Source organism: Acidovorax sp. LjRoot117 (genome assembly GCF_964252695.1).
Classification (GTDB): domain Bacteria; phylum Pseudomonadota; class Gammaproteobacteria; order Burkholderiales; family Burkholderiaceae_C; genus Acidovorax.
The window spans coordinates 38,645-61,901 of sequence record NZ_CAXUPO020000015.1 but is presented as its reverse complement, the minus strand read 5'-3'; the positions used below and the strand labels follow the sequence as shown (position 1 = coordinate 61,901).

18 protein-coding genes are annotated in these 23,257 nt (G+C 66.7%); 14 read left to right on the top strand and 4 right to left on the bottom strand.

What is annotated here, in order from left to right; genetic code table 11:
• Positions 1-33: 33 nt before the first annotated feature.
• The 5 genes from carA (at position 34) to ACSQ3D_RS25045 (ending at position 6,057) form a co-directional block, all read left to right on the top strand.
• The gene (gene carA, locus ACSQ3D_RS25065; RefSeq protein ID WP_436128637.1) at positions 34-1,206 is read left to right on the top strand and encodes a glutamine-hydrolyzing carbamoyl-phosphate synthase small subunit; all 1,173 of its coding nucleotides are present in this window, start codon (positions 34-36) and stop codon (positions 1,204-1,206) included.
• Between the two features lie 17 nt (positions 1,207-1,223).
• On the top strand, positions 1,224-1,646 hold the full coding sequence (locus tag ACSQ3D_RS25060) for a hypothetical protein (protein WP_436128636.1): 423 nt from the start codon (positions 1,224-1,226) through the stop codon (positions 1,644-1,646).
• Positions 1,647-1,656: 10 nt separating this feature from the next.
• Entirely contained in the window at positions 1,657-4,923 is a 3,267-nt protein-coding gene (gene carB / locus ACSQ3D_RS25055) for a carbamoyl-phosphate synthase large subunit (RefSeq protein ID WP_436128635.1), read from the top strand.
• A 175-nt stretch (positions 4,924-5,098) separates the two neighbouring features.
• The gene (gene greA, locus ACSQ3D_RS25050) at positions 5,099-5,575 is read left to right on the top strand and encodes a transcription elongation factor GreA (RefSeq protein WP_056413507.1); all 477 of its coding nucleotides are present in this window, start codon (positions 5,099-5,101) and stop codon (positions 5,573-5,575) included.
• Positions 5,576-5,586: 11 nt separating this feature from the next.
• The gene (locus ACSQ3D_RS25045) at positions 5,587-6,057 is read left to right on the top strand and encodes a DUF4149 domain-containing protein (RefSeq protein ID WP_056413505.1); all 471 of its coding nucleotides are present in this window, start codon (positions 5,587-5,589) and stop codon (positions 6,055-6,057) included.
• A 156-nt stretch (positions 6,058-6,213) separates the two neighbouring features.
• Here ACSQ3D_RS25045 and ACSQ3D_RS25040 read toward each other — a convergent pair whose 3' ends face one another.
• Both ACSQ3D_RS25040 and ACSQ3D_RS25035 read right to left on the bottom strand, forming a co-directional pair.
• The gene (locus tag ACSQ3D_RS25040) at positions 6,214-7,008 is read right to left on the bottom strand and encodes a glycosyltransferase (protein ID WP_436128634.1); all 795 of its coding nucleotides are present in this window, start codon (positions 7,006-7,008) and stop codon (positions 6,214-6,216) included.
• The gene (locus ACSQ3D_RS25035; protein WP_056413300.1) at positions 7,008-7,481 is read right to left on the bottom strand and encodes a YhbY family RNA-binding protein; all 474 of its coding nucleotides are present in this window, start codon (positions 7,479-7,481) and stop codon (positions 7,008-7,010) included. The genes ACSQ3D_RS25040 and ACSQ3D_RS25035 overlap by 1 nt, the downstream gene beginning before the upstream one ends.
• A gap of 70 nt (positions 7,482-7,551) precedes the next feature.
• On the opposite strand from ACSQ3D_RS25035, the gene ACSQ3D_RS25030 reads away from it, so the two are divergent.
• The 6 genes from ACSQ3D_RS25030 to ACSQ3D_RS25005 all read left to right on the top strand — a co-directional run bounded on the left by ACSQ3D_RS25030 (position 7,552) and on the right by ACSQ3D_RS25005 (position 14,607).
• Positions 7,552-8,214, top strand: coding sequence for an RlmE family RNA methyltransferase (locus ACSQ3D_RS25030; RefSeq protein WP_056413296.1), 663 nt, complete (start codon positions 7,552-7,554; stop codon positions 8,212-8,214).
• A 179-nt stretch (positions 8,215-8,393) separates the two neighbouring features.
• A complete protein-coding gene (ftsH, locus tag ACSQ3D_RS25025; protein WP_056413293.1) occupies positions 8,394-10,316 on the top strand; it encodes an ATP-dependent zinc metalloprotease FtsH in 1,923 nt (640 codons plus the stop codon).
• A gap of 168 nt (positions 10,317-10,484) precedes the next feature.
• On the top strand, positions 10,485-11,330 hold the full coding sequence (gene folP / locus ACSQ3D_RS25020) for a dihydropteroate synthase (RefSeq protein WP_436128633.1): 846 nt from the start codon (positions 10,485-10,487) through the stop codon (positions 11,328-11,330).
• Between the two features lie 125 nt (positions 11,331-11,455).
• Positions 11,456-12,790, top strand: a complete 1,335-nt coding sequence (gene glmM / locus ACSQ3D_RS25015; RefSeq protein ID WP_436128632.1) for a phosphoglucosamine mutase — start codon at positions 11,456-11,458, stop codon at positions 12,788-12,790.
• Between the two features lie 185 nt (positions 12,791-12,975).
• Positions 12,976-13,548: a GNAT family N-acetyltransferase gene (locus ACSQ3D_RS25010; RefSeq protein ID WP_436128631.1), complete on the top strand. Its 573-nt coding sequence runs from the start codon at positions 12,976-12,978 to the stop codon at positions 13,546-13,548.
• A gap of 21 nt (positions 13,549-13,569) precedes the next feature.
• Positions 13,570-14,607: an amino acid ABC transporter substrate-binding protein gene (locus ACSQ3D_RS25005; protein WP_436128630.1), complete on the top strand. Its 1,038-nt coding sequence runs from the start codon at positions 13,570-13,572 to the stop codon at positions 14,605-14,607.
• Between the two features lie 244 nt (positions 14,608-14,851).
• On the opposite strand, the gene ACSQ3D_RS25000 is transcribed toward ACSQ3D_RS25005, so the two are convergent.
• Together ACSQ3D_RS25000 and ACSQ3D_RS24995 are read right to left on the bottom strand one after the other, a co-directional pair.
• Entirely contained in the window at positions 14,852-17,077 is a 2,226-nt protein-coding gene (locus tag ACSQ3D_RS25000) for an EAL domain-containing protein (protein WP_396505784.1), read from the bottom strand.
• A 173-nt stretch (positions 17,078-17,250) separates the two neighbouring features.
• A complete protein-coding gene (locus ACSQ3D_RS24995; RefSeq protein ID WP_436128629.1) occupies positions 17,251-20,232 on the bottom strand; it encodes a bifunctional diguanylate cyclase/phosphodiesterase in 2,982 nt (993 codons plus the stop codon).
• A gap of 177 nt (positions 20,233-20,409) precedes the next feature.
• Between ACSQ3D_RS24995 and ACSQ3D_RS24990 the strand changes: the two genes are divergently transcribed.
• Genes ACSQ3D_RS24990 through ACSQ3D_RS24980 form a run of 3 tightly spaced genes read left to right on the top strand, consistent with a single transcriptional unit; the run spans position 20,410 to position 23,212 of the window.
• Positions 20,410-21,246, top strand: a complete 837-nt coding sequence (locus ACSQ3D_RS24990) for a GNAT family N-acetyltransferase (protein WP_436128628.1) — start codon at positions 20,410-20,412, stop codon at positions 21,244-21,246.
• Positions 21,246-22,124: a UDP-2,3-diacylglucosamine diphosphatase gene (locus ACSQ3D_RS24985; protein WP_056163685.1), complete on the top strand. Its 879-nt coding sequence runs from the start codon at positions 21,246-21,248 to the stop codon at positions 22,122-22,124. Before ACSQ3D_RS24990 ends, ACSQ3D_RS24985 begins: the two co-directional genes overlap by 1 nt.
• A complete protein-coding gene (locus ACSQ3D_RS24980; protein WP_056413263.1) occupies positions 22,121-23,212 on the top strand; it encodes a glycosyltransferase family 4 protein in 1,092 nt (363 codons plus the stop codon). The genes ACSQ3D_RS24985 and ACSQ3D_RS24980 overlap by 4 nt, the downstream gene beginning before the upstream one ends.
• Positions 23,213-23,257 lie beyond the last annotated feature (45 nt).

The following is a 23,257-nucleotide window of genomic DNA, read 5'->3' as shown; positions in this document are numbered from 1 at the left end:
GCGCCGGGCGACCGTAACCATCCGGAGAACCCAGTGCTTTTGTCTCTCAAGGGAAACTTCCCGCCCGCCATCCTGGCGCTCGCAGACGGCACGGTCTTTATCGGCAACTCGATTGGTGCTACCGGCACCACCGTCGGTGAGGTGGTGTTCAACACCGCCATCACCGGTTATCAGGAAATCCTCACCGACCCTAGCTATTGCCAGCAGATCGTGACGCTCACGTATCCGCACATCGGCAACTACGGCGTCAACAGCGAGGATATCGAGGCCGACAAGGTCTATGCCGCGGGCCTGATCATCAAGGACCTGCCCCTGCTGGCCAGCAATTTCCGCCAGACGGAAACCCTGTCCCAGTACCTCGTTCGCGAGAACACGGTCGCCATCGCCAACATCGACACCCGCAAGCTCACCCGCCTGCTGCGCAGCAAGGGCGCACAAAACGGCGCCATCGTCGGCCTGGCGCAAGGCCAGGCGGTGACGCAGGCTCTGATCGACGAGGCCCTGGCCGCTGCCAAGGCGGCTCCCAACATGGCCGGGCTGGACCTGGCCAAGGTGGTGTCGACCAAAGCCACCTACGAGTGGACCCAGACCGAGTGGGTGCTGGGCAAGGGCTACGGCAAGCTCGAGTCTCCCGAGTTCCACGTGGTGGCCTACGACTACGGCGTGAAGCTGAACATCCTGCGCATGCTGGCCCAGCGCGGCTGCAAGGTCACCGTGGTGCCCGCGCAGACGCCAGCGGCCGATGTGCTGGCCCTGAAGCCTGATGGCGTGTTCCTGTCCAACGGCCCTGGCGACCCGGAGCCCTGCGACTACGCCATTTCTGCCACCCGCACCATCGTCGACAGCGGCGTGCCGACCTTCGGCATCTGCCTGGGCCACCAGATCATGGCCCTGGCCGCGGGCGCCAAGACCTTCAAGATGACGAACAGCCACCACGGAGCCAACCACCCCGTGAAGGACCTGGACAACGGCCGCGTGAGCATCACCAGCCAGAACCACGGTTTCGCGGTGGACATGCAGTCGCTGCCGGCCCACCTGCGTGCCACGCACGTCAGTTTGTTCGACGGCACGCTGCAGGGCCTGGCGCACAAGGACAAGCCGGCGTTCTGCTTCCAGGGCCACCCCGAGGCATCTCCCGGCCCGCACGACATCGCCTACCTGTTCGACCGCTTCACCGACGCCATGCGCGCGGCCAAGGCGGCCTGAAATCAAGGAACAGCGCCATGAAATTTTTCAGCTTCCCCCTCGCAACCCTGGAAAAGGCGATCCACAAGCGCGTCCTGACGCTGCCGTCGCCCCACCGCGAATGGTTCACCGAGCGATGGGCGCAAAAGCCCTACAAGAAGGCCTTTGTCGAGAACAAGGCCATGCCCCTGATCACCCTCGTGGCCAAGGGCAAGACGCTGGACGACGCAGAGTTCGAAGAGCTGCTCCAGGACTGGGAAGTGACCTTTTATGACGCTGAAGAGGAAGTCCTGCGCCCGCTGATCCAGGGGGATGGCCTGCTGCAACTGATGCAGAAGAACCTTCCCCCCGCCCGGGCCGAGGCGCTGCTTGCCAAGCTGACCGCCCGCCGCCCGCAGGCGGACGCCGCACCCTCTGTAGAGACCCCTGGCTCCCAGGCAGCCGAACCCACGATCGACTGATCGACGCACCATGCCAAAACGCACAGACATCCAAAGCATTCTCATCATCGGCGCTGGCCCGATCATCATCGGCCAGGCCTGCGAATTCGACTACTCCGGCGTACAGGCCTGCAAGGCGCTGCGCGAAGAGGGCTACAAGGTCATCCTGATCAACAGCAACCCTGCGACGATCATGACCGACCCGGCCACGGCCGACGTCACCTACATCGAGCCCATCACCTGGCAGACGGTCGAGAAGATCATCGCCAAGGAACGCCCCGACGCCATCCTGCCCACCATGGGTGGCCAGACCGCGCTCAACTGCGCGCTGGACCTGTGGCACAACGGCGTGCTCGACAAGTACAAGGTCGAGCTCATCGGCGCCACGCCCGAGGCCATCGACAAGGCCGAAGACCGCCTGAAGTTCAAGGACGCCATGACCAAGATCGGTCTGGGCTCCGCGCGCTCGGGCATCGCCCACAGCATGGACGAAGCCTGGGCCGTGCAAAAGAGCGTGGGCTTTCCTACCGTGATCCGCCCCAGCTTCACGCTGGGCGGCACGGGCGGCGGCATTGCCTACAACCCCGAAGAATTCGAGACCATCTGCAAGCGCGGCCTGGAAGCCTCGCCCACCAACGAACTGCTGATCGAAGAATCGCTGCTCGGCTGGAAGGAGTACGAGATGGAAGTGGTGCGCGACAAGGCGGACAACTGCATCATCATCTGCTCCATCGAGAACCTGGACCCCATGGGCGTGCACACCGGCGACTCGATCACCGTGGCCCCCGCGCAGACGCTGACCGACAAGGAATACCAGATCCTGCGCAATGCGTCCCTGGCAGTGCTGCGCGAGATCGGCGTGGACACGGGCGGCTCCAACGTGCAGTTCTCGATCAACCCGCAGGACGGCCGCATGGTCGTGATCGAGATGAACCCGCGCGTCTCGCGCTCTTCGGCGCTGGCCTCCAAGGCCACGGGCTTCCCGATCGCCAAGGTCGCCGCCAAGCTGGCCGTGGGCTACACGCTCGATGAGCTGCGCAACGAGATCACGGGCGGCATCACGCCCGCATCGTTCGAGCCCTCCATCGACTACGTGGTCACCAAGATCCCGCGTTTCGCGTTCGAGAAATTCCCCACGGCCGACAGCCGCCTGACCACGCAGATGAAGTCCGTGGGCGAGGTCATGGCCATGGGCCGTACCTTCCAGGAATCCTTCCAGAAGGCCCTGCGTGGCCTGGAAGTGGGCGTGGACGGCATGAACGAGAAGACCCAGGACCGCGAAGTGCTCGAAAAGGAACTCGGCGAGCCCGGCCCCGAGCGCATCTGGTACGTGGGCGATGCCTTCGCCATGGGCCTGTCGGTCGACGAAGTGTTCGACCTCACAAAGATCGACAAGTGGTTCCTGGTGCAGATCGAGCAGATTGTGAAGATCGAGCTCGACATCGACAAGCTGGTGGCCGAAAGAGGCGAGGGAGCCCTGGCGGCGCTCGACGCGGGCACGCTGTTCACGCTCAAGCAAAAGGGCTTCTCCGACCGCCGTCTGGCCAAGCTGCTCAAGACCACCGAAAAGGCCGTGCGCGAAGCGCGCCACGCGCAGAACGTGCGCCCGGTCTACAAGCGCGTGGACACCTGCGCGGCCGAGTTCGCCACCAACACGGCCTACCTGTACTCCACCTACGAAGCGGCCACGTACGGCGGCGTCGCGGAATGCGAGTCGGAGCCCACCAGCAACAAGAAGATCATGGTGCTGGGCGGCGGTCCCAACCGCATCGGCCAGGGCATCGAGTTCGATTACTGCTGCGTGCACGCGGCGCTGGCGATGCGCGAGGACGGCTACGAGACCATCATGGTCAACTGCAACCCCGAGACCGTCTCCACCGACTACGACACGTCCGACCGCCTGTACTTCGAGCCCGTGACGCTCGAGGACGTGCTGGAGATCGTGGACAAGGAAAAGCCGGTCGGCGTGATCGTGCAGTACGGCGGACAGACGCCCCTGAAGCTGGCCCTGGGCCTCGAAGCCGCTGGCGTGCCCATCATCGGCACCAGCCCCGACATGATCGATGCGGCCGAAGACCGCGAGCGCTTCCAGAAGCTGCTGGGCGAACTCGGCCTGCGCCAGCCGCCCAATGCGACTGCGCGCACCGAACCCGAGGCCCTGGAAAAGGCCGCCGCCCTGGGCTACCCCCTGGTGGTGCGCCCCAGCTACGTGCTGGGCGGCCGCGCGATGGAAATCGTGCACGAGCAGCGTGACCTGGAGCGCTACATGCGCGAAGCCGTCAAGGTGAGCAACGACTCGCCCGTGCTGCTGGACCGTTTCCTGTCCAACGCCATCGAGTGCGATGTGGACTGCGTGCGCGACTCCGCAGGCGTCACCTTCATCGGCGGCGTGATGGAGCACATCGAACAGGCGGGCGTGCACAGCGGCGACTCCGCCTGCTCGCTGCCGCCGTACTACCTGTCGCAGCCCACCATCGACGAGATCAAGCGCCAGACCGCCGCCATGGCTGCGGGCCTGAGCGTAGTGGGCCTGATGAACGTGCAGTTCGCCATCCAGGAAGTGGACGGCAAGGACGTGATCTACGTGCTGGAAGTGAACCCGCGCGCTTCGCGCACGGTGCCCTTCGTGAGCAAGGCCACCGGCATCCAGCTGGCCAAGGTGGCCGCGCGCTGCATGGCCGGCCAGACGCTGGCGTCGCAAGGCATCACCAAGGAAGTGACGCCCCCGTACTTCAGCGTGAAGGAGGCCGTGTTCCCCTTCGTGAAGTTCCCGGGCGTGGACACCATCCTCGGCCCCGAGATGAAGTCCACCGGTGAAGTGATGGGCGTGGGCAAGACCTTCGGCGAAGCCTTCGTGAAGAGCCAGCTGGGTGCGGGCACCAAGCTGCCCACCTCGGGCCAGGTGTTCCTGACCGTGAAGAACGCCGACAAGCCGCGCGCGGTGGACATCGCCCGCCAGCTCGTGGCGCTGGGCTTCGAGCTCGTGGCGACCAAGGGCACGGCCGCCGCGATCGAAGCGGCCGGCGTGCCGGTCAAGGTGGTCAACAAGGTCACCGAGGGCCGCCCGCACATCGTGGACATGATCAAGAACAACGAGATCGTGATGGTGATCAACACCGTGGAAGAGCGCCGCAACGCGATCGCCGATTCGCGTGCGATCCGCACGAGCTCGCTGCTCGCACGCGTCACGACCTTCACCACGATCTTCGGTGCCGAAGCTGCGGTGGAAGGCATGAAGTACATGGACAAGCTCGACGTGTATTCGGTGCAGGAACTGCACGCGCAACTGGCGGCCTGAAGGCCCCCAAAAGCGGCATAATTGGCCGCTGAACAACACCGCCGCGCGGCAACGTGCGGCGGTTTCCTTTTGTAGGGTCGCCAATCGCACAGCATTGCTTGCCTTGCGGGCTGACCGACCGGTGCCGTGCCCCCGTGGCAGGCGCCGGCCTTGTTGACCTATGGAGACGAAAAACATGGCCACCATTCCAATCACCAAGCGCGGCTCGGAGAAGCTCAAGGAGGAGCTGCACCGCCTCAAGACCGTGGAACGCCCCGCAGTGATCACCGCCATCGCCGAAGCCCGTGCGCAGGGCGACCTGAGCGAAAACGCCGACTACGACGCTGCCAAGGACCGCCAGGGCTTCATCGAAGGCCGCATCCAGGAAATCGAAGGCAAGCTCTCGGTGGCGCAGGTGATCGACCCCAGCGCTGTGGACGGCGGCGGCAAGGTGGTGTTCGGCGCCACGGTCGAGCTGGAGGACGAAGAGTCCGGCGAAGCCGTCAAGTACCAGATCGTGGGCGAGGACGAAGCGGATCTGAAGCAGGGCCTGATCAATATTTCGAGCCCCATCGCCCGTGCACTGATCGGCAAGGAAGAGGGCGACACGGCCGAAGTGCAGGCGCCCGGTGGCATCCGCCGCTACGAAGTGGTGGGCGTGAGCTACCAGTGACCGGCCCGGGCATGCGCCAGCGTCTTCCCGCCCTCGTGGCGGCCCTGTGGTGGGGCAGCCTCACCACCATCGGATTCCTGGTGGTGCCGCTGCTTTTTGCCCACCTTCCGTCCCCGTCCATCGCCGGCAACATGGCCGCCAGGCTGTTCGCCGCGCAGACCTGGGTGGCGGTCGCATGCTGCGTGGTGCTGCTGCTGATGTCGCGTCCCAAACACGCGGTACGGCAATACCCGTGGGCGCAGGCTGCTATGGTTTTCATACTGGGGGGCATGCTGCTGGCATTGTTGTCCCAGTTCGGCGTGGCGCCGCGCATCGTGGCCCGCCAGGATCTGCGCCTGTGGCACAGCGTGGGGTCCGTCATGTATGTGCTGCAGTGGGGCTGCGCCCTGGCGGTGCTGTGGAGCACCTTGCGCCCAGGGGCCACCGATGCGCCCGGGTCGCCAGCGGACGATGCGGCCGGCGCGCCTGTCGACGGGCACTGACGCTGCGTCGAACCGTTTGAAGGGGCGCTGCCCGGGGCGGGCGGCGGTGCTGTGTGGCGTGCGCGCCCAAGCTTCGGTGCCGCCGTCAGCCAGTCACCGCAACGCCTGGCGTCGTGGGGGGCGGTGCAGTGCCCTGCAACACGCGCCTCGTCTGTCTTATTCCCGCCAGTGTTCCGCCACCCACGTGGCCGGGCGGATATAGCGAAACCGCCGATTGCGCCGTCCTGCCAGTGCATCGGGCGGATTGCATTCCCCGTGAAAGATCACGATGCGGGCCCCCGGCGGCACAAAAGGAGGCCGCCAGTAGTTGGTGGGCCAGGGCGGGATGCCGTGGTACTTGAAGCTCGGGCACCACTCGGCGGGCCAGTACTGCAGCTTGCCCTGCTTGTGCAGGAAGTCCGACAGGTACGCCTGCTCGTTGCGAAACTCCTGCCGGATCTCGGCAAAGTGCGCGCGAAAATGCTCCAGCACGTCCGGGTGCGCACCCAGCTCGAACCGGTAGACCGATGAATTGCCGGTGATGCGCCACGGGCGCTTGTAGTCGTGAATGATCAGGAACTGGCCGGGCTGGGTGAAGAACCCCTCCAGGCTACCGGTGACGACCACGTCCACATCGAGGAACAAGGCGGTGCCCCGCAGCCCGTGCAGATCAGCGGCGAAGGTGGCCAGCTTGGTCCAGCCGCGCTCCGGAATGCCGGGCGGCAGGTCGAGCGCCGGGATGGGCAGGCACAGCACCTCGGCGCGAATGCCCGCGCTGTCGTCCGTCAGGCAGACGAAGCGGAAGTCCCCCGCCAGATGCCTTCGCACCATCGCATACAGCCGATTGACATACTCGGGGCCGTACTTCGTGCCCCACTTCATGCACAGGATGTGGCGCACGGGCGCCGGGCCGGCCGGGCCGGGTGGGGCGGCAGAAGCTGCAGGTTCTGCAGAGACTGCGGGCAGGCCCATCAGTCGGCCTGGCGCTTCTTGATGGACTTTTGCTTGGGCTTGGCGCGCTTGATCTGGCCGCCGGAGGTCAGGCGCTGGTTGCCCAGCACGCGCAATTGCTTGATTTCCGGGCGCTGGCCGCCGCGCTTGCTGAACTTGAGCACCTTCACGTCGCGCGGGCCGGGCATGCGGTCTTCATCCACCGCCTTTTCCTTGGCGGGCACGGGGCGCCACAGCACCAGCAGCTTGCCGATGTGCTGCACGGGGGCGGCGTTGAGGTCGGCAGCAAGCTCCTGGTACATCAGCTCGCGGGCTGCGCGGTCATCGCCGAACACACGGACCTTGATGAGGCCGTGGGCATTGAGCGCAGCGTCGATCTCTTTTTTGACGGCAGGGGTCAGGCCGTCGCCGCCGACCAGGACCACGGGGTCCAGATGGTGGGCATCAGCGCGGTGAAATCGGCGCTCGGCGGGGGTCAGTTGAATTTGGGGCATGGGCCGTATTATCCGCGGCCTGCCGTCCGGTGCCCCGGTCATCTTGCGTGTCGGGAGACAATACGGCCGTATGAAAGTCAAAACGCAGAGCAAGAAGGTCAACAAAGCCTGGTTGAACGACCACGTGAACGACACGTACGTCAAGCTGGCCCACAAGGAGGGCTACCGCGCACGGGCGGCCTACAAGCTCAAGGAGATCGACGAGCAGCTGGGGCTGGTCAAGCCGGGCCACACCGTGGTGGACCTGGGCTCGACCCCCGGCGCCTGGAGCCAGTACCTGCGCCGCCGCATGTCACCCGCCGGGGCGGCAGCGGGGCAGCTCAACGGGACGATCATCGCGCTGGACATCCTGCCCATGGAGCCCATCGAAGGCGTCACGTACCTGAACGGCGATTTCCGCGAGGCCGATGTCCTCGCACGGCTGGAAGAAGCCCTGGCAGGCAAGGTGGTGGATGTGGTGGTGTCCGACATGGCGCCCAATCTGTCGGGGATCGAGTCGGCCGACGCAGCGCGAATCGCCCATCTGGTGGAGCTGGCGGTGGATTTTGCTTGCAACCATTTGAAACCGGATGGCGCGCTGGTGGTCAAGCTCTTCCATGGCAGCGGCTACAGCGACCTGGTGACGCTTTTCAAGCAGACCTTCAAGGTGGTGAAACCCTTGAAGCCCAAGGCGTCGCGCGACAAGTCGTCGGAAACCTTCCTGGTCGGGATGGGGCTCAAGAAAACCGCCTGAATCGCCTTGTCCGGGGTCAAGAAGCGTGACGGATGGCCGCAAAGTCCGTGCTGTTTCCATGGCCGATAGGGGGAATAGCTATGGCCGGGTGGCTTGAAAGACCTAAAATGGGCCACACATGCAAGCCGTGACGTGACGGCAGTGTGTCCGTTTTCTGTTTCCTGCAACTGGAGCCCCGCTTGAACAATCAGTGGTTTTCAAAAATTGCCGTGTGGCTGGTCATCGCCATGGTGCTTTTCACGGTGTTCAAACAGTTTGACACCCGTGCAGGCGCCAGCGCAGGCCACGTCGGCTACTCGGAGTTCCTCGAGGAAGTCCGCAGCAACCGCATCAAGAGTGCAACCATCCAGGAAGGCCAGGGCGGCACCGAGATCGTGGCCGTCACCAACGACGACCGCAAGATCCGCACGACCGCCACCTACCTCGACCGCGGCCTCGTGGGCGACCTCATCAACAACAACGTCAAGTTCGACGTCAAGCCCCGCGAAGAAGGCTCCCTGCTCATGACCCTGCTGGTCAGCTGGGGCCCCATGCTGCTGCTGATCGGTGTGTGGGTGTACTTCATGCGCCAGATGCAGGGCGGCGGCAAGGGCGGTGCCTTCAGCTTCGGTAAAAGCAAGGCGCGCATGCTCGACGAGAACAACAACCAGGTCACGTTCGCGGACGTGGCTGGCTGCGACGAGGCCAAGGAAGAAGTCAAGGAAGTCGTGGACTTCCTCAAGGACCCGCAGAAGTTCCAGAAGCTCGGCGGGCGCATTCCGCGCGGCCTGCTGCTGGTCGGCCCTCCCGGTACCGGCAAGACCTTGCTGGCCAAGTCCATCGCGGGCGAAGCCAAGGTGCCGTTCTTCAGCATCTCGGGTTCGGACTTCGTGGAAATGTTCGTCGGTGTGGGCGCGGCCCGTGTGCGCGACATGTTCGACAACGCCAAGAAGAACGCTCCTTGCATCATCTTCATCGATGAAATCGACGCCGTGGGCCGCCAGCGTGGCGCGGGCCTGGGCGGCGGCAACGACGAGCGCGAGCAGACCCTGAACCAGATGCTGGTCGAGATGGACGGTTTCGAGACCAACCTGGGCGTGATCGTGGTGGCTGCCACCAACCGCCCGGACATCCTGGACGCCGCCCTGCTGCGCCCTGGCCGCTTCGACCGCCAGGTGTACGTGACGCTGCCCGACATCCGGGGCCGTGAGCAGATCCTGAACGTGCACATGCGCAAGATCCCGATCGGGCAGGACGTGGCGCCCGGCATCATCGCCCGTGGCACGCCCGGCATGAGCGGTGCCGACCTGGCTAACCTGTGCAATGAGGCGGCCCTGATGGCGGCCCGGCGCAATGCGCGCACGGTGGAAATGCAGGACTTCGAGAAGGCCAAGGACAAGATCCTCATGGGTCCCGAGCGCAAGAGCATGGTCATGCCCGAGGAAGAGCGCCGCAACACGGCCTACCACGAGTCCGGCCACGCCCTGATCGGCAAGCTGCTGCCCAAGTGCGACCCGGTGCACAAGGTCACCATCATTCCCCGTGGCCGTGCCCTGGGCGTGACGATGAGCCTGCCGGCACAGGACCGCTACAGCTACGACCGCGAGTACATGCTCAACCAGATCAGCATGCTGTTCGGTGGCCGCATCGCTGAAGAAGTGTTCATGAACCAGATGACCACCGGCGCCAGCAACGACTTCGAACGTGCCACGCACATTGCGCGCGACATGGTCACCCGCTACGGTATGACGGATGCCCTGGGCCCGATGGTCTATGCGGAAAACGAAGGCGAGGTGTTCCTGGGCCGTTCGGTCACCAAGACCACCACGATGAGCGAGCAGACCATGGAAAAGGTCGACATGGAAGTGCGCCGCATCATCGACGAGCAGTACAACCTGGCCCGCCGCCTGATCGAAGAGAACAGCGACAAGATGCACGCCATGGCCAAGGCCCTGCTCGAATGGGAAACCATCGATACCGAGCAGCTGGACGACATCATGGCTGGCAAGGAACCACGTCCACCCAAGGACTGGACGCCACGCACGCCCCCCTCGTCGGGTGGCGACAATTCCAGCGGCGGCACACCGGCCGTTGCCACGGACACCGCTCCTTCGGCTGCCTGACGGCTGGGGTGCGTTCCCATCGCTGAATGAACGGGGCCTTGTGCCCCGTTTTTCTGTTTCAGCGCGCCGCATGATGCCCCGCGTTTGCCGGCCGCTCCGATCCATGCCATCCGGGCGGGCCGTCCCGCTGCAGCCCAATTCCACAGAGTCTTTTTCCTGCGATAGACCATGATCTGGCAGACCTCCCGTTTCGTCATCGACCTCAGCAGTCCGCAGATCATGGGGATCGTCAATGTCACGCCGGACTCGTTCTCCGACGGCGGACACCATGGGTCCACGCTGGCCGCATTGAGGCACTGCGAACAGTTGCTGCAGGACGGCGCGGACATCCTCGATATCGGGGGGGAGTCCACGCGCCCTGGCAGTCCGGCGGTCCCTCTGGACGAGGAGCTCGCCCGTGTGGTGCCGCTGGTGCGCGACGCGGTCAGCCTCGGCGTGCCGATCTCGGTAGATACCTACAAGCCTGAGGTCATGCAAGCCGTCCTGGACCTGGGTGCTGACATCGTCAATGACATCTGGGCCCTGCGGCAGCCGGGCGCTGTTGCCGCCGTGGCCGCGCACCCGCGCTGTGGCGTGTGCCTGATGCACATGCACCGCGATCCGCAGACCATGCAGGCCGCGCCGATGGAGGGCGACGTGGTGGCGCAGGTGCTATCTTTTTTGCAGCTGTCGGCGCAGAATCTGCTGGCCGCAGGCGTGCACAAGGATCGCATCGTGGTCGACCCGGGCATCGGCTTTGGCAAGACCGTGGCGCAGAACTTCGCCCTGCTCGCGCACCAGAAACGGCTGCGCGATGCGGGCCATGCAGTGTTGGCCGGGTGGTCGCGCAAGTCGTCGCTGGGTGCGGTGACGGACCTCCCGGTGGACCAGCGCATGGTGCCCAGCGTGGCCGCTGCCGTGCTGGCGGTGGAGCGCGGTGCGTCGGTCGTGCGCGTGCACGACGTGCGAGACACCGCCTCGGCATTGAAGGTGTGGAGTGCGTGCCATGCAGCAAGCCGGGGGCCGATGCAGTGAGATGGATGCAGCCGGCGCCCGAAGGCGCAGGCGCAGCGGATTCGAGGGCGCCGAGGGTGGCCCGCGACCGGTAGCCAATAAATAGCCAACAACCAACAACGAGATACACGAGGAGACGCTCCAACATGACGCGCCAATATTTTGGAACCGATGGCATCCGCGGCACGGTGGGCCAGCCCCCCATCACCCCGGATTTTGTGCTGCGCCTGGCCCATGCCGTGGGCCGCGTGCTGCGCCGCACCGAAGAGCGCCCGACGGTGCTGATCGGCAAGGACACCCGCATCTCGGGCTACATGCTGGAGAGCGCGCTCGAGTCCGGCTTCAATTCCGCCGGGGTGGACGTCGTGCTGCTGGGCCCATTGCCCACGCCGGGCGTGGCCTACCTCACGAGGGCCCAGCGGGCCAGCCTGGGCGTGGTCATCAGTGCCAGCCACAACCCCTACCCTGACAACGGCATCAAGTTCTTCAGTGCCCAGGGCACCAAGCTGTCCGATGCCTGGGAGCTGGCCGTCGAGGCCGCCCTGGCCGAGCCCCCGGTGTGGGCCGATTCCGCCAACCTGGGCAAGGCGCGGCGCCTGGACGATGCGGCCGGCCGTTACATCGAATTCTGCAAGAGCACCTTTCCGCAGGACCTCACGCTCAAGGGCCTGAAGATCGTGGTCGATGCTGCACACGGCGCGGCCTACCAGGTGGCGCCCAAGGTATTCCACGAACTGGGGGCCGAGGTGCTTTCCATCGGCTGCTCGCCGGACGGCCTCAACATCAACCGCGACGTGGGCGCCACGCACCCCGATGCGCTGGTGCGGGCGGTGCGTGCCAACCGCGCGGATTACGGCATTGCCCTGGATGGCGACGCCGACCGCCTGCAGGTGGTGGACGCCACGGGCCGTTTGTACAACGGCGACGAACTGCTGTACCTGATGGCCGCCGACCGCATGGGCCGCGACGAGCATGTGCCTGGCGTGGTGGGCACGCTGATGACCAACATGGCGGTGGAAGTCGCCTTGCAGGCACGCGGCGTGAAGTTCGTGCGCGCCAAGGTCGGCGACCGGTACGTGCTGGAAGAGCTGGCCCGCCACCGCTGGGTGCTGGGCGGGGAGGGCTCCGGCCACCTGCTGGCCCTGGACCGCCACACCACGGGCGACGGCCTGGTGAGTGCGCTGCAGGTGCTGCAGGCCTGCGTGCGCAGTGGCCGTACGGTGTCCCAGCTGCTGGCCGAGATCACGCTGTACCCGCAGGTGCTGCTCAACGTTCGCCTGGCGCCGGGCCAGGACTGGAAAGCCAATCGCCTTTTGGAAGACACCACGCGCAGCGTGGAGCAAGAGCTGGGCTCGTCAGGCCGGGTGCTGATCCGCGCCAGCGGCACCGAGCCCTTGCTGCGGGTGATGGTGGAGGCGCGCGACGCCCAGCAGGCCAGCCTGTGCGCGCAAAGGCTCGCGGATGCGGCCCGAGCGGGCTGATCGCGCCAACAAGCACCTCGCTTCCGGCACGCCGAGCCCCAAACGCCGTTCAGCGCCGCCGCGCAGCCCTCCATCCCTAGTTCATCCATTTCGCTCGGCCTGGCGGCGAGCGGGCGGGGTGGGCGATCCGGTACGCTGTCACTTTTGCGGCTGAAGCTCCTCGGCCGCCGCTCAGGATTCCTCTCATGCCGTCTACCGCTTTGACTTCCACCTCGACACCCCTGGCCATCCACGTCCGCCGCGTCGACTTTGCCAACGCCCGCGATGCGCGGGCGCTGGTCGATCTGCTCGATGGCTATGCACGCGACGCAGCGGGCGGCGGAAAGCCGCTCAGCGACGAAGTGAAGCAGGGGCTGCCCGCGGCCCTGCGGCAGCGCCCCCAGGCCTTCAGCGTGATCGCCTGGGCTGCAGACGCTGCCGCGCCGCACGGCGAGGTTCCGGTGGGGCTGATCAATTGCCTCGAGGGGTTTTCCACCTTTGCCTGCAAGCCGCTGGTCAACGTGCACGACGTGGCCGTGGCGCCCGGGTGGCGCGGCCACCGCATCGCGCAGCGCATGCTGCAGGCGGTGGAGGTGATCGCCCGGGAGCGGGGCGCCTGCAAGCTGACCATGGAGGTGCTGTCGGGCAACCACAGTGCCTTGCGCGCGTACGAGCGCGAAGGCTTCGCGGCCTACACTCTGGACCCCGGCATGGGGCAGGCGCAATTCCTGCAGAAGGTGCTGCACGGCCCCGGGCCCGCCGCAGCGCCCGCACTCTGAACTTTCCCCGGAGACCTCCGCATGAAGACATTTTGGCACCGGATCGCTGTGATGGGATGGGCCGCGCTGGCGGCTGTGGCTGCGGTGCCCGCCGCGCACGCAGGCAAGACGCTCGACGGCATCAAGGCGCGGGGGCAGGTGGTGTGCGGCGTCAACACCGGCCTGGCCGGGTTTGCGATGGCGGACGCGAGCGGCAAGTGGTCGGGCCTGGACGTGGACGTGTGCCGCGCCCTGGCTGCGGCCGTGCTCGGCGATGGGCACAAGGTCAAGTACGTGCCGGTGGACGTGCCCCAGCGCTTCACCGCGCTGCAGTCCGGCGAGGTGGATGTGCTCTCGCGCAACACCACGTTCTCGCTCACCCGCGACGCCTCGCTGGGCCTGCACCAGACCGTGGTGACCTACTACGACGGGCAGGGTTTCATCGTGCCCGCCAAGAGCAAGATTAAAAGCACCCGCCAGCTCAAGGGGCAGACCGTGTGCGTGCAGTCGGGCACCACCACCGAGAAGAACCTGCTCGACTACTCCCGCACGAACGGCCTGGACGTGAAGCCGGTGATGTTCGAGAAGATCGATGCCGCCACCAGTGCCTATCTGGCCGGCCGCTGCACGGCCTACACCACCGATGCGTCGGGCCTGGCCTCGCTGCGCAGCACCATCCGCGATGGCGCCGCCACCCATGCCATCCTGCCCGAGCTGATCTCCAAGGAGCCGCTGGGGCCCCTGGTGCGCCGGGGCGACGACGAGTGGTTCGCCGTGGTGAAGTGGGTGATCTACGGCCTGATCGAGGCCGAGGAATACGGCGTGACCCAGGCGAATGCGGAGCAGCTGAAAACCAGCAGCACCCATCCCGTGGTGCAGCGCATGCTGGGCACGTCGGAAGACACGGGCAAGCTGCTGGGCCTGGACCGCGACTGGCTGCTGCGGGCGGTGAAGACCACCGGCAACTACGGCGAGATCTTCGAGCGCAACGTCGGCCCCAAGTCCGCGCTGGGGCTGCCGCGCGGCCTGAACAACCAGTGGAACAAGCAGGGACTGATGTACGCCGTACCGATCCGCTGAGCGCGTGGTGGCAGGTGGGTGCGCACGCTTTGGGTGGGCGCCATGGCGCCACGGTCGCATGGGCTGACATGCCCCGTGCCTCGACGTAGCAACGTTTGCTATTGAAAATATAGCTGCCCGCGCTTGTCCATCAAGCGGTAGAGCCTGTTTTTATCTGAAGGCGACGGTTGGGCGGGCACGGGCCGGCGCTGCCCTCGCGTTCTGCCGGCCGTGCTGCAGCGCTGCCGTCGTGCCTGCTGGCGTGTCAGTGCGCCAGCCGGCGCATGAAGGCTTCCAGCTCGGGCGCTGCCAGCGGCATGCTGAAGTGGTAGCCCTGCGCTTCGTCGCAGCCCTGTTCCAGCAGGAAGGCGAGCTGCCCTTCGGTTTCCACGCCTTCCGCCGTGGTGCGCATGCCCAGCGCCTGCGCCATGCGGATGATGGCGCTCACGATGGCGCGGTCGTTGCCCGCGTCGCCCAGGTCCCGCACGAACGACTGGTCGATCTTGAGCTTGAAGATCTGAAAGCGCTTGAGCTGGCTCAGTGATGAATAGCCCGTGCCGAAGTCGTCCATCGACATGCGCACGCCGCGCGCATGCAGCTGGTCCATGGTGGCCACGGCGGCATGGGGGTCGTCCACGGCCACGCCTTCGGTCAGCTCGAGTTCCAGCGCATCGGGGGGCAGGTCGAACTCGGCGAGGGTGCGGCTGACCATCTCGGGCAGCTGCGGCTGCCGGAACTGGATGGCCGACAGGTTGACCGCCATCATCAGCCGGGGGAAGCCGCTCGCGCGCCACACCTTCAGCTGCGCGAGCGCGGTGCGCAGCACCCATTCGCCAATCTGCAGGATCTGGCCGCTGTCCTCGGCGATCGGGATGAACTCGGCCGGCGATATGCCGCCCAGTTGCGGGTGGTTCCAGCGCAGCAGGGCCTCCACGCTGCGCACGGCGCCCGTGGTCAGGCTCATCTGGGGCTGGTAGTGCAGCTGGAGCTGGTTGCGCTCCAGGGCCCGGCGCAGGGCGTTCTCCAGCTGCAGCGCGCGCACGGACTGGGCCTGCATCTCCGGCGTGAAGAACTTGAAGGTGTTGCGCCCGTCGAGCTTGGCGCGGTACATGGCCACGTCGGCCGACTGGGTCAGCGTGTCGAAGTCCGCACCGTCCTGCGGAAACAGCGCAATGCCCATGGACGGCGCCATGGTCAATTCGTGGTGATCGATCTGGTAGTGCTGGCGCGAGGCCTCCTGCAGCTTGCCCGCCACGCGGGCCGCGCCGTGGGCGTTGGCCCCGGGCAGCAGCAGCACGAACTCATCGCCACCCAGGCGTGACACCGTGTCCTTGTCCCGCACCACGGCGCGCAGCCGCTTGGCGATCTCCACCAGCAGCGAATCGCCCACACGGTGACCCAGCGAGTCGTTCACGTGCTTGAAGTGGTCCAGGTCCAGGAAGATCACGGCCAGGGGCGTGTTGCCTTCCTGCGCCACGCGAATGGCCTGCTGCGCGCGTTCGGACAGCAGCGTGCGGTTGGGCAGGCCCGTCAGGGCGTCGTAGTGGGCCAGCCAGTAGATGCGCTCCTGGTCGGCCTTGCGGTCGTTGATCTCGCGGTGCAGGTCGTCCACCGTCTCGCGCAGCTCGCGGGTGCGGTCCTGCACCTGCTGCTCCAGGTCCTCGTGTGCGCGCGCCAGGGCCGCCTGGGCCTGCTTGCGCTCGGTGATGTCCATGGTGATCCAGATGGTGCCCTGGGACGGGTCTGACGCGTCCAGCGACTTGCTGCGCACTTCGCAGATCACCGGGGTGCCGTCCTTGCGGCGCAGCTCGACCTCGCCCTCGTAGGTCAGGCCCGCTGCCATGGGGGGATAGCACCGGCGTCCCACTTCGTCCCAGGCCGCATCGCTGGCATACCAGCGGCGCGACGGGCTGCCGACCAGCTCGCCAGGCTGGTAGCCCAGCATCTGCTCGAAATGGTGGTTGCAGCGCGTCAGCTGCCGCTCGCGCAGGAAGACGATGCCCACCATGGCGCTGTCGAACAGCAACTGCTTTTCCGTCACGGCCGCGTTCAGCGCGGCGGCGGCGCGCTTTTGCTCGTCGATGTCGTCCACGATCCAGATCGAGCCTTCGGCCGTGTCGTGCGGGTTGATCAGGCGCCCGGTCAGGCTGGCCCAGAACAGGCTGGCGTCACGCCGGCGCAAGGGGCGTTCGACGCGGAAGGAGAGCCCTTGCGCCAGCACGGGATAGGCGGTGCGCCCCAGCTCGCGGAAGGAGTCTCTGTCGGGGTAGAAGGCTTCGGTGTTCAGCCCGACCAAACGCTCGGGGGCGGCATAGCCGAAGATCTCGGCGTACCGCTGGTTGCAGCGCACCACGCTGCGCTGGCGCAGAAAGACAATGCCCACGCCTGCACTGTCGAGCAAGGTTTGCTGTTCGCGCAAGGCGCGCTGCAGAGGCGTTTGGGGGGCGGCTCCAGGACGCTGCAACTCTGGAGCGCCGTAGGGCGCGGACATGGAACCGGGAAAAATGGAAAGCCGGGCGGCAGAAAATTTGTACCAAAGTGTAGCAGTGCTGCCTTACAACCGTTCCTGCCAGGGTGTGGCGCGCAGCCTGAAGGCCGGCCTGTGCATTGCGATGCGGCGGCCAGCGCGGAACGGCCCCACTTTCCCCGCGCCCCGGAGGCTGCCTAGGCAGGCAGGCGCAGCTGGTCCCGCAGATACGCCTCAAACGCGGCGGCGGGCAGGGGGCGGCTGAAGAGATAGCCCTGGCCCTCGTCGCACCCCTGGGCTCGCAGAAAGTCCAGTTGCCCGTCGGTCTCCACCCCCTCGGCCGTGGTCTGCATGCCCAGGGCCTGGGCCATGCGGATGATGGCGCTCACGATGGCGCGGTCGTTGGCATCGTCTTCCAGGTCCCGCACGAACGACTGGTCGATCTTGAGCTTGTAGATCTGGAAACGCTTGAGGTAGCTCAGCGACGAATACCCGGTGCCGAAGTCGTCCATCGACAGGCGCACGCCACGGTCGTGCAGCTGGTCCATCATGGCCAGCGCGGCGGCGGGGTCGTCCACCGCGGCGCCTTCGGTCAGCTCCAGCTCCAGCCGCCGGGCGGGCAGCCCGGCCTGCTCCAGGCAGCGCGTGACCATCTCCGGCAACTGCGGGTGGCGGAACTGCACGGCCGACACATTGACCGACACCGCGCGCAGTGGCAGCTGCATGTCCAGCCAGCGCTTGATGTCGCTCACCGCGGTGCGGATCACCCATTCGCCGATCGCGACGATCATGCCGCTGCTTTCTGCCACCGGCACGAACTCGGCCGGCGACACCATGCCCAGCTCAGGGTGGCGCCAGCGCAGCAGGGCTTCCGCGCCCATCAGCTTGCGGCTGTCCAGCGACACCTGGGGCTGGTAGTGCAGCTCGAACTGGTTGCGCTCCAGGGCGCGGCGCAGGGCGTTCTCGATCTGCAGGGCCCGTGCGGTGCGGGCTTCCAGATCGGCGGTGAAAAAGCCGTATCTGTTGCGGCCGTTCTGCTTGGCGCGGTACATGGCCGCGTCTGCCCGCTGGTACAGCGTGTCGAACGACTCACCGTCCGCCGGATACATCGCAATGCCCACCGACAGCGTGGTCGTGAGCTCGTACGTGTCCAGCTGAAAAGGCTCGGCCACTGCCGTCAGCAACCGGTTGGCCACCTCTGCCGCTGCCGCTGCGGAGGTGGCGGGCAGCAGCAGCAGGAATTCGTCGCCGCCCAGGCGCGACACCGTGTCGTGCGGCTGCAGCAGGGACTGCAGCCTCCGCGCCACGGCGACCAGCAGGATGTCGCCGATGCGGTGGCCCAGCGAGTCATTGACGTTCTTGAAGTGGTCCAGGTCCAGAAACAGCAGCGCCAGGGTGCCGCCACGGGAGCGCTCTTCGTCGATATGCCGCTGCGCGCGCTCGGCCAGCAGCGCGCGGTTGGGAAGCTCGGTGAGCGGATCGAAGTGCGCCAGGCGCTGGATGCGGTCCTGCGCATCGCGCTGCTGGGTGATGTCGCGAAACAGCGTGATCGAGTGCGTCACCACGCCTTTGCCGTCGCGCACGCTGCTCACCGACAGCCATTGCGGGTACGTGGATCCGTCCTTGCGGCGCCCGCGGACCTCGCCCTCCCAGCGCCCGTCCTGCGTGAGACGGGCGTACACCGTGTCGGTGTCGAAGTCGCGCACCGATTCTGCCGCCGTGAGCAGCCGCACAGACTGCCCGATGGCCTCGCTCTCGGAGTAGCCGGTGATGCGGGTGAACGCCTTGTTGATGCGCACCACCGTGTGCGTCGCATCGGCGATGACGATGGCCTCGCTGCTCTGGTCGAACACCTGCGCGGTGAGCTGCAATTGCTCCTGTGTGCGCTTGCGGTCGGTGATGTCGCGCGACAGCACGATGTACCGCGGTACATCGCCCGGGGCGGTGGCCTTGCGCGCGGCGGACAGCTCGAACCAGCTCGTGCCCAGCCCGGGCAGGTCGACCATGATCTGCCGTCCCGTGGACCAGCCTTGCTGCTGCGCCTCCTGCAGCACGTCCATCACCGCCAGGGCCGCAAGCGCGGGCAGCATGTCCGTCACGTTGCGCCCGATCAGATCGGCAGCGGGTGCCATCAGCAGCTCGGGCCGCTGGCTGTGCACGCTGCAATAGAGACCTTCCTGGTCGATCTCGAAGAGAGGATCGGGAATGGCGTCGATGGTGGCGCGCAGCTGCTGCTGCGTGGCCTGGATCTCGGCCGTGCGCTGCGCGACCTGCTGCTCCAGGCCTTTTTCGTGGGCCTTGAGCCTGAACAGCAGCCAGGCCAGGTACGCCATCATCAGTGCGAACCCCAGCCCCAGGGCGCACCGCACCGCCAGTACGCCGGGGTTGCCCCAGCCCTTGTCAGGGGCCAGGCTCAGCGTCCATTGCCCGTTGGGCAGGTTGAGCGCGCGCCCGACGGCCTGGTCTGCCGCAGGGGGTGGCGTGGATTGCGCAATGGTCTGCTCTTCGGACGTGCCGGGCCGCACGCGCCACAGCCGGTAGTGGTAGCCCCGCTGGGTCAGCTGCGGCAGCCGCGCCACCTCCAGCACGTCCGGCAGGCGGATCGTGACGTAGGTGAAGCCCCAGAACGTGCGCTGGCCCTGGGCGTTGTCCAGGTACACCGGCTGGCGGCCCACCACGCCCAGCCCGCCCTGGACCAGCTCCAGCGGCCCCGCGAGCGTGAGTCGCCCGGATTCGCGGGCCAGCACCGCCTCCGGACCCTGGCGGGGGTCGTTGAGCTGGTCGAATCCGATGATGTTCTCGTTGCCCTGCCGGGGCACCACCTGCCTGACGACGCCTTGCGGAGCAAGGCCCATGGCCGCAATGCCCGGGTAGAAGGGCAGCATCTGGGTGCCGATGTCCTCGAACTGGGTCACGGTGCCCTGGCCCTGCCGCACCAGGGCCACCAGGGTGTTGTTGGCCGACAGCGCCAGCTCGATGGCCCGCTGCAGCGCCTGCACATGGTCGCCCGCGATATCGGCCACCTGCGTGTGCTGCTGGTCGCGTTCCTGCTGCTCCAGCGTCCAGATCAGCCCGGCCGCACACAACGCCGACAGAACAAAAACCACCAGGGGGCCCGTGAGGGACCTGCGGGATCGGGTGGGAGGAGGTGTCTGCACAGCGTGGTTTCCTGAATCCATTATGCAGGCCCACAGGCCGGCTCCCGCGTCGTGGAAAACGCTTGCCTGTCATGCCGCTGACATGCTGTGGACATGGCGATGTCATGGACGAATCCCACACTGCGACCCAGGGACCCGGTTCCCTGGCCGCTGCGGGAATGTTCGCTGCGCCGGCCCTACATCAGGAGATGTTGCACCATGAATGAGCTGTCCGCCTTGACGCCGATCCTGCCCCACGATGCGCAGCCCCGCAGCGCCCTGCAATCCCCCGGCGCGGTGCCCGGCGCAGCCAGGGCAGCGCCCGAGCGCGGTGCGATTCAGGTCACCTGGGCACGGCATGAAGACGAGGTGCGCCAGGCGCAGAAGCTGCGGTTCGATGTGTTCGCGGCGGAGATGGGCGCTCGATTGACGACCCCCATCCCCGGCCACGACGTGGACCTGTTCGACGATTATTGCGAGCACCTCCTGGTGCGCGACGCGCAGAGCCAGCAAGTCATTGGGACTTACCGGGTGCTCACGCCGGCGCAGGCCAGGCGCGTGGGCAGCACCTACAGCGACACCGAGTTCGACCTGACCCGCCTGCGCACCCTGCGCCCCCGCATGGTCGAGCTGGGCCGCAGCTGTGTGCACCCCGACCATCGCCACGGCGGCGTGATCATGGCCCTGTGGAGCGCGCTGGCCGACTTCATGGTGCGCAACCAGCTCGACACCATGATCGGCTGCGCCAGCATTCCCATGCTGCACAACGGCGTGATCAGCGGCGATGCCGCCGCCAGCATCTGGAACCAGGTGCGCCAGACGCACCTGGCCCCCATCGAATACCACGTGCTGCCCCGCCTGCCGCTGCCCATCGACCAACTGGACGGCTCGGTCTTCGTGGAGCCGCCGGCCCTGATCAAGGGCTACCTGCGCCTGGGTGCGCGGGTGCTGGGCGCCCCCGCGTGGGACCCGGACTTCAACACGGCAGACCTGCCCATGCTCATGCGGCTGGCAGACCTGCACCCGCGCTACCGCAAGCACTTTCTGGGGGCCTGATGCGCGCCGCGTTCGACGCGCTCGGCGACTGGACTGCACACGTGGGAGGTGGGCAGGACCCTGCCGCCGACGCCGCCGACGACGCGCATCCACCAGGACACCGGCATCTGCGGGCGGTGTTCATCTCCGACCTGCACCTGGGCACCCCCGGCTGCCAGGCCGAGGCCCTGCTCGACTTCCTGAAGCACCACCCCAGCGACCATCTGTACTTGGTGGGCGACATCGTGGACGGCTGGCAACTGCGCCGCCGCTGGTTCTGGCCCCAGGCCCACAACGATGTGGTGCAAAAGCTGCTGCGCCGTGCGCGCAAGGGCTGCCGCGTGGTCTTCGTGCCCGGCAACCATGACGAGTTCGCCCGCGCCTTCGTCGGCCACTCGTTCGGCGGCATCGAGGTGGCCGAGGACACCGTGCACACCACGGCCGACGGCCGCACGCTGTGGGTGACGCACGGCGACTACTTCGACGGCGTGATCCAGTGCGCCAAGTGGCTCGCCTACGTGGGCGACAACCTGTATGAGTTCACCCTCAAGCTCAACCGCTACCTGAACACCCTGCGCGCACGCATGGGGTTGCCGTACTGGTCGCTGTCGGCGTACCTCAAGGGCAAGGTCAAGAAGGCGCTGAACTACGTGACCGACTTCGAGGTGGCGGTGGCTGCCGAGGCCCGCCGCCGCGGCCATGGCGGTGTGGTGTGCGGCCACATCCACCGCGCCGAGATGCGCGAGATCGACGGCACGCTGTACTGCAACGACGGCGACTGGGTGGAGAGCCGCACTGCGCTGGTCGAGCACATGGACGGCCGGCTCGAACTGGTGCAATGGCATGCGCCCGCGCCGCAACGCGCAGCGTCCCCTGTGGCAGCGGAGGCTACGGTATGAGAATCGCACTGGTCACCGACGCATGGCGTCCCCAGGTCAACGGTGTGGTCACCACCCTCCTGGAGCTGGTGCAGGAGCTTGAGGCGCTGGGGCACGAGGTGCGGGTGATCGAGCCCGGCCAGTTCCAGACGCGTCCATGCCCGGGCTATGCGGGCATCGACCTGGCGGTGCGCCCCGCAAAGCAGGTGGCCCGCATGCTCGACGAGATCCAGCCCGACGCCATTCACCTGGCCACCGAGGGCCCGCTGGGCTGGGCCGGGCGGCGCCATTGCCTGCGCAAGGGCCTGGCGTTCACCACGGCTTTCCATACGCGCTTTCCGGAGATATTGCAGGCAGCGCTGCGCGTGCCGCTGTCGTGGGGGTATGCCTTGTTCCGGCATTTCCACCGGCCGTCTTCAGGTGTCATGGTGCCCACGCAGGGCGTGCTGCAGATGCTGGCCCAGCGGGGCTTTCGCAATTTGCGCCTGTGGACGCACGGTGTCGACACGCAGGCGTTCTCCTTCCATGGCGCGGTGACGCACAGCCCGCTCACCGGCACGCTGGCCCACCCCGTGGCCCTGTATGTCGGGCGGGTGTCGTACGAGAAGAACATCGAGGCCTTCTTGCAGCTGGACATGCCGGGCACGAAGGTGGTCTGCGGCGTCGGTCCGCTGGAAGAGCGCCTCAAGGCACGTTATCCGCAGGTCCGCTGGCTGGGCATTCTGGAGCGGTCGGCGCTGGCACAGGTCTACGCGGCAGCCGATGTGTTCGTGTTTCCGAGCCGCTCGGAAACCTTTGGCCTGGTGATGCTGGAGGCCATGGCCTGCGGTACGCCGGTGGCGGCGTTTCCGGTCGACGGGCCCATGGAAGTGCTCGGGGCCCATGCGGGCGAGGCGCCGCAGGGCGGGGTGCTGCATGACAGCCTGCTCATTGCCGCGCAGGAAGCGCTGGCCATTCCCCGGTGCGAGGCGCGGGCCCGCGCGCTGGATTTCACCTGGGCGCACGCGGCGCGCCTGTTCGAGCAGCACCTGGTGCCTGTGCGTTCCGGCGCTGTGACGGTGCCGGCGGCTGTCACAAAATCTGTCACATCATTGTCATCTGGGCGTTAAATACTGAGGCCATCCCGCACTTGCCGCGCTTGCGTACCCATGCTG

Bases quoted from the DNA above. Each gene is read 5' to 3' on its own strand.
- ACSQ3D_RS25060 (WP_436128636.1), top strand. From the start codon at position 1,224: ATGAAATTTTTCAGCTTCCCCCTCGCAACCCTGGAAAAGGCGATCCAC.
- carB (WP_436128635.1), top strand. From the start codon at position 1,657: ATGCCAAAACGCACAGACATCCAAAGCATTCTCATCATCGGCGCTGGC.
- greA (WP_056413507.1), top strand. From the start codon at position 5,099: ATGGCCACCATTCCAATCACCAAGCGCGGCTCGGAGAAGCTCAAGGAG.
- ACSQ3D_RS25045 (WP_056413505.1), top strand. From the start codon at position 5,587: ATGCGCCAGCGTCTTCCCGCCCTCGTGGCGGCCCTGTGGTGGGGCAGC.
- ACSQ3D_RS25040 (WP_436128634.1), bottom strand. From the start codon at position 7,008: ATGGGCCTGCCCGCAGTCTCTGCAGAACCTGCAGCTTCTGCCGCCCCA.
- ACSQ3D_RS25035 (WP_056413300.1), bottom strand. From the start codon at position 7,481: ATGCCCCAAATTCAACTGACCCCCGCCGAGCGCCGATTTCACCGCGCT.
- ACSQ3D_RS25030 (WP_056413296.1), top strand. From the start codon at position 7,552: ATGAAAGTCAAAACGCAGAGCAAGAAGGTCAACAAAGCCTGGTTGAAC.
- folP (WP_436128633.1), top strand. From the start codon at position 10,485: ATGATCTGGCAGACCTCCCGTTTCGTCATCGACCTCAGCAGTCCGCAG.
- glmM (WP_436128632.1), top strand. From the start codon at position 11,456: ATGACGCGCCAATATTTTGGAACCGATGGCATCCGCGGCACGGTGGGC.
- ACSQ3D_RS25010 (WP_436128631.1), top strand. From the start codon at position 12,976: ATGCCGTCTACCGCTTTGACTTCCACCTCGACACCCCTGGCCATCCAC.
- ACSQ3D_RS25005 (WP_436128630.1), top strand. From the start codon at position 13,570: ATGAAGACATTTTGGCACCGGATCGCTGTGATGGGATGGGCCGCGCTG.
- ACSQ3D_RS25000 (WP_396505784.1), bottom strand. From the start codon at position 17,077: ATGTCCGCGCCCTACGGCGCTCCAGAGTTGCAGCGTCCTGGAGCCGCC.
- ACSQ3D_RS24995 (WP_436128629.1), bottom strand. From the start codon at position 20,232: ATGGATTCAGGAAACCACGCTGTGCAGACACCTCCTCCCACCCGATCC.
- ACSQ3D_RS24990 (WP_436128628.1), top strand. From the start codon at position 20,410: ATGAATGAGCTGTCCGCCTTGACGCCGATCCTGCCCCACGATGCGCAG.
- ACSQ3D_RS24985 (WP_056163685.1), top strand. From the start codon at position 21,246: ATGCGCGCCGCGTTCGACGCGCTCGGCGACTGGACTGCACACGTGGGA.
- ACSQ3D_RS24980 (WP_056413263.1), top strand. From the start codon at position 22,121: ATGAGAATCGCACTGGTCACCGACGCATGGCGTCCCCAGGTCAACGGT.